Below are 5450 nucleotides of genomic sequence, written 5' to 3'. Positions count from 1 at the left end.
CTAAACCGCGCGCACGTCACCAAACCGAGTCGGTGACGCCCTTCCCGGTTTCGGGCTTGTTCTCGAGGGTCTCCACATCGGTGAACACCAGTTCCGCGTCCTCGCGCTCGGCGTCACCCGGTGGCGCGACGGAAATTGGCGGCTCCGTGGGGATCTCGCTCTGGAAGTCGGGCATTCCCGGAATCACGTCGGAGAGTTTGGGCAGCCGCGCCCGCTCCTGCGCCAAGGGCGCCATGACTCGCTTGCTCTGATCGAACACATCCTCGGCGGCCTGCTGGGCCAGCCGAGTGATGGATTTGGCGATGTCCTCGTAGCTGTATTCGTCGATGCCGCTGCCGAACTTGGTTTGGATGACCACCCCGTTGGCGTTCACCGTTACCGAGATCTGCCGGTCCCTTGTGCTCGCAGTGGCGGTGAGCTTGACCCGCTGCTGCTGCATCTCGGCAATCTCGCGGATGCGAGTGCGGAATTCCTCCATCACACCGGCGATCTCGGCATCGCGTCCGGCCATCTAGTTCTCACCCACTCCACAAACTTTCATGGCGGTCCGAGTGGACCGCCCGCCAACTACCAGCAAGCGGTCCGGCTCAGATGTTCTCGAACTGCTCCCGGCGCTTCTGCTCCTCGCGTTCGGCGTTGGTCGCGTTCTGGAACTGGCCATCGGAGAGCTTGCCCCAGGACTTGGCCATGGTCCGCGTGCCCTCGACAGCGCCTTCGAGCTGGTATTTGAGACCCTTCGGGTCATCCATGAACTTCTTGCCAAAGACCGGGTCGGAGCTGACGATCGAGATCAGCGAATCCAGCTGCGCCTGCACTCGATCGGCGAGTTCGTCCATGCGGTCGCGCACCTTGCCGGTGTCGGTACCCGCGATGCGCTGCTTTTCCACGAAACTCTCGACGTCCACAGTGCACCTCTCATCTCACAGGCTTGTACCAGCCGCCAAAGTTGCTGGTAAGCAGAGCTTTCCGACCATTTTGGCACCTCGGCCGACGATGCGGGCCGATTCACCGGTCCGAAAAGCTTAAGAACCCGTAAGGAAATTCGCCATCGATCCGTTCCCTGATGTTAACCCGCAACGGGTGGGTAGCCCGGGTCAGGCGTCGACCATCCCGTTGCGCTCCTGGAAGCGCTGCTCGAACTCCGCGATGTAGCGCGAGGGCGCGATCGAGGACGAGGACTGCTCCAGCACACCGTCATCGGCGATGTAGAACAGCGCGCGGCCGATGGCGATCTCGCCCGGCGCGGTAGGCACGTAGACCATCCAGCCGCAGCTGATCCGGTCTGCCCGCAGCTGATCCAGCGGATAGCCGGTGGTGTCGAGATCGCGCTCGAGAATGTAGCGGCGCACCTGATCGATGGCCTCGTCCTCGGGCATCGGATCCGGCAGCGTGGTGGCCACGCCGGCCATGGTGAGCTGGTAGAAAGCGCTGTCGATATCGTAGTCGCCCTCGTCACCGAAGACGCTGATCAGCGTATCCCTGGTCACCACACCGGCTTCCGCGGCCGAGACCAGCGTGGCCACGGCGGCGACCTGGCCGTCGGTCGGCTCGGCGGCGACCAGGCCGGCGATCACATTGGTCACCGTCTGCGCGGTCCAGATGCCGGGCACGGCCTCGGCGAGCTGATCGGCCGTCGGCGACTCGGCGCGGTACCAGCGACCGCCCTCCCACCAGTAGCAGAACGACAGCAAACCGCTGGCGGCCCGAGGATTGAGCACCGGGTTCGCCACCCATGCCGGAGCACCGGCGTAGTACGCGGGCAGCTGCGCGCCCTCGTTGTACGCCGCGTCCAAGGCGGGCGCGTTCCAGACACCACCGGAGAGCACGGCCCGGCCACCGGGCAGCATGTACAGCGTCGAGCCGCCCCGCTTGGCGCCTTCGAACCAGCCGAGCGCGGGCAGGATACGCGGCCCCCACTCGGAACCGACGGCGACGAACGCGGCCGCCAGAACCGCCCAGCGGGCCCACAGCGTGGGCAGCGCCGGGAAATCGCGTTCCGAGATCGTTCCGCGCACACCGGCTTCCCGATCCGCGCGCGACCATGCGGCAGCCTCGGCCGGTGTCCGGGACTGACGGTTGCCGTGGCTCACGTACGCGGCCAGCCACACCGGCAGCCGCTCCCGCGGATTGGCTTCCAGGTCGGCCTGATACACCTCGGCCGGGAACAGGTGATCGTCCGGGAACGGCTCGTCACCGTAGTCATAGTCGATCTCCAGCTGACCGGCTGGCGTCAGCTGCAACAGCAGCCGCCACCACGGGCCGTCGCCCATGGCGGCCGACACCTCGCGGTGCCTGCGCACCAGCCCGAGCACCGCCTCCGACGGCTGGATGCGGACCGACCGCTCCTGATCATCGCTGAATACGATCTGCGCGACCTCGGCGACCGCGGTGAAAGCGAACACCACGTCCAGCCTGGACCAGCCCTGCGGGGCGCCGGTGGCCAGTTCGCGGGCCAGATTGTGGCCGATCTCGCGGGCCTGCTCAGCCGCGTCCACGGTTTCGGGCTCCGGCTCCGGCTCGGGATCACCCAGCGAGAACTCCACGTCGGGTTTGTCGCTGCTCTCCTCGAACGCCTGCTGGAACTCCTGACGGAACTCCTCATCGGCGCGCTGCTCGGGTGTGAGATTCGGCTGCTGATCGCCGGGGACCTGGTTGTCGCGCGCCTCGTCGTTCGGGCGTTCTGGGCTGGTCACGGTGCAGCTATCTCCTCATCCACGCACCCGGATCCGAAATCCCGACGGGGCGTCCGGTTACAGGCTAGAGCCGACTTGCCATCCTTCATCCTCACACAGGATGTCGACAAGCGACCCGGCAGCCGAAACCCGCATCCCTCAGCAGGATTTGTGGATCGGCCGTGGCGGACCTCGGCCGGCCTTCGTAGGGCAGGACAAGGCCGCGGTGCTGCTGGCGGACCGGGGTGCTGGTCATCGGCTCCTTCGAAGGAAGCAGCTGGGAAGGAATTCTCTCGCACCCGGCAGCTCGAGTCTCGCCCATGAGCGGTGACTTCCCTAAGAACGTGTCAAGGTCTCGAGCCTGCCGGTCCCCGCCACCCAATACCCCTGCGGACGGAACCCCGATTTGCGAGTATCTGTGCGTGAGACTTGCGATAGTCGAAGATGACCTCGGAGTCGGCGACGCCCTGGTCGCGGCGCTGCGCGCCAAGGACTATCAGGCCGACCATCTGCGGCGCGGCGCCGACCTGCTGCTCACCCACGACCGCTACGACGCCGTCATCCTGGACCTCGGCCTGCCCGATATGGACGGCCTGGCAGTTTTGCGCAATCTCCGCGAGGTGAGCTCGGTGCCGGTGCTGATCCTCACCGCGCGCAGCGGCGAACGCGCCGTCATCCGCGCTCTGCGCGCCGGAGCCGATGACTACCTGACGAAGCCGCCGCGCGTCGGCGAGCTGGTGGCGCGCCTGGAAACCGTCACCCGCCGCGCCCGTACCCGTACCGCCCCCGCTCAGCTGGTGGTGGTGACCGGAGACGTCCGCGTCGACCTGCAAGCCCGCACCGTCGAAGTCGCGGGCACCCCGATCACGCTCACCCACAAGGAATTCGAACTGGTGCGCGTCCTCCTGGAACGCCCGGGCTCCGCCGTCAGCCGCCAGCAACTCATGGACCGCATCTGGGGCGACGCCTTCGCCGCCGTCTCCCGCGCCCTCGACGTCCACATGGCCGCGTTGCGCGCCAAACTCCAACGCCCCGACCTCATCACCACCATCCGCGGCTACGGGTACCGATGGGAAACGGAGTCTCCGTATCCCTGACGGCTACTGCGATCCACGTACCAGGAACAGGCGCCAGGCGGGCGCTTTCCGGGCGCCGATGTCGGTGCCGCCGAGTCGACCGGCGAATGCGGTGCGGGCAGCGGTGGCCACAGGGTCGGGGACAACTCTTGACTAAGGGACGGTTAGGTATTTCACGAACCGCGGTTATGCCCCAGGTGACCGGCGGCACAGTAGGAGTGCCCGATATGTGTGCGGAGTCTGAAGGAGGACAACATGACTGCGACACAAGCCGCCGGTGAACGCAGGGTCGTCGGCAACGTGATCCGAGGATCGCTAGGCAACCTGATCGAGTGGTACGACTGGTATGTCTACGCGGCGTTCAGCATCTACTTCGCGAAGACGTTCTTCCCTTCGGGCGATTCCACCGCCCAACTCCTGCAATCGGCACTTATTTTCGCGCTCGGCTTCCTGATGCGACCGATCGGCGGCTGGCTCCTGGGCAAGTACGCCGATCGGGCCGGTCGCCGGACCGCGTTGACGCTCTCGGTGACGATAATGGCCGCGGGTTCGCTGATCATCGCGGTCACACCGAGCTACCACGCCATCGGCATCGCTGCGCCGGTCATTCTGTTGATCGCGCGCCTGCTTCAGGGGTTGTCGCTCGGCGCCGAATACGCGACCAGCGCAACCTATCTGTCGGAGGTGGCGACCCCGGGCAAGCGCGGGTTCTACTCGAGTTTCCAGTACGTGACCCTGGTCGCCGGTCAGCTCACCGCGCTCGGCGTGCAGATCATCCTGCAGCACATCCTCACCTCGGAGCAGATGAACAGCTGGGGCTGGCGCATTCCGTTCGTGATCGGCGCGGCGGGCGCGGTGGCGATCATGTGGTTGCGCCGTGGGATGGACGAGTCGTCGCACTACGAAGCCGCCGCCTCTGACACCTCGGCGCCAGAGAAGAAGCGCGGCTCACTGCGCGTGCTGCTGGAATACCCGCGTGAATGCCTGGTCGTGGTCGGCCTGACCCTCGGCGGCACGGTGGCCTTCTACACCTACACCACCTACATGCAGAAGTTCATGATCAACACAGCCGGTATCTCCAAGGGCACGGTGGCCTGGATCAACTTCGTCGCGCTGCTGGTGTTCGTGGTGATCCAGCCGCTGGCAGGCGCCCTGTCCGACAAGATCGGCCGACGCAAGCTGCTGCTGTTCTTCGGAATCACCGGCACGGTGTGCACCGTCCCGATCATGACCGTGCTCGCGCGCACCTCGAACCCGGTCGCCGCCTGGGGCCTGATGATGCTCACGCTGCTGATCATCACCGGCTACACCTCGATCAACGCCATCGTCAAAGCCGAGTTGTTTCCCACCAGGATCCGGGCGCTCGGCGTCGGCCTGCCCTACGCACTGACGGTGTCGATCGCCGGCGGCACGGCCGAACCCATCGCGCTCGCGCTGAAGAAGGCGGGGCACGAATCGGTGTTCTTCTACTACGTCGCCGCATGCATCGCGATCTCGCTGTGCATCTACTACTTCATGCGGGAGACCTCGGCGACCTCGGTCCTCGAGGCCGAGCGCGCCGACAACGCCACGCAGGAGGACACGGCCGAAGTCCCGGTGGCGTGACGCGGAACCGAAACGCCTACGCACCGATCCTTCGATTTCCGAAGATCGGTGCGTACGGCTTGCCCAGTCGAAGACTGGTGATAGCGCCCGCACTGGT

General features: G+C 66.0%; 5 protein-coding genes. 2 read left to right on the top strand and 3 right to left on the bottom strand.

Annotated elements, in window-relative coordinates:
- Nucleotides 1–16 precede the first annotated feature (16 nt).
- The 3 genes from ACT86A_RS04860 to ACT86A_RS04850 form a co-directional block, all read right to left on the bottom strand.
- Nucleotides 17–511, bottom strand: a complete 495-nt coding sequence (locus ACT86A_RS04860; RefSeq protein ID WP_445090779.1) for a YbaB/EbfC family nucleoid-associated protein — start codon at nucleotides 509–511, stop codon at nucleotides 17–19.
- Between the two features lie 76 nt (nucleotides 512–587).
- The gene (locus ACT86A_RS04855) at nucleotides 588–905 is read right to left on the bottom strand and encodes a hypothetical protein (protein WP_068056970.1); all 318 of its coding nucleotides are present in this window, start codon (nucleotides 903–905) and stop codon (nucleotides 588–590) included.
- Nucleotides 906–1094: 189 nt separating this feature from the next.
- On the bottom strand, nucleotides 1095–2693 hold the full coding sequence (locus tag ACT86A_RS04850) for a hypothetical protein (protein WP_445090778.1): 1599 nt from the start codon (nucleotides 2691–2693) through the stop codon (nucleotides 1095–1097).
- A 401-nt stretch (nucleotides 2694–3094) separates the two neighbouring features.
- Between ACT86A_RS04850 and ACT86A_RS04845 the strand changes: the two genes are divergently transcribed.
- Both ACT86A_RS04845 and ACT86A_RS04840 read left to right on the top strand, forming a co-directional pair.
- Nucleotides 3095–3769, top strand: coding sequence for a response regulator transcription factor (locus ACT86A_RS04845; protein ID WP_445090777.1), 675 nt, complete (start codon nucleotides 3095–3097; stop codon nucleotides 3767–3769).
- Between the two features lie 234 nt (nucleotides 3770–4003).
- A complete protein-coding gene (locus ACT86A_RS04840; RefSeq protein WP_445090776.1) occupies nucleotides 4004–5353 on the top strand; it encodes an MFS transporter in 1350 nt (449 codons plus the stop codon).
- The last annotated feature ends 97 nt before the right edge of the window (nucleotides 5354–5450 follow it).

The organism is Nocardia glycosmidis, from assembly GCF_052545115.1.
This window is presented reverse-complemented; position numbering and strand designations above follow the sequence as displayed.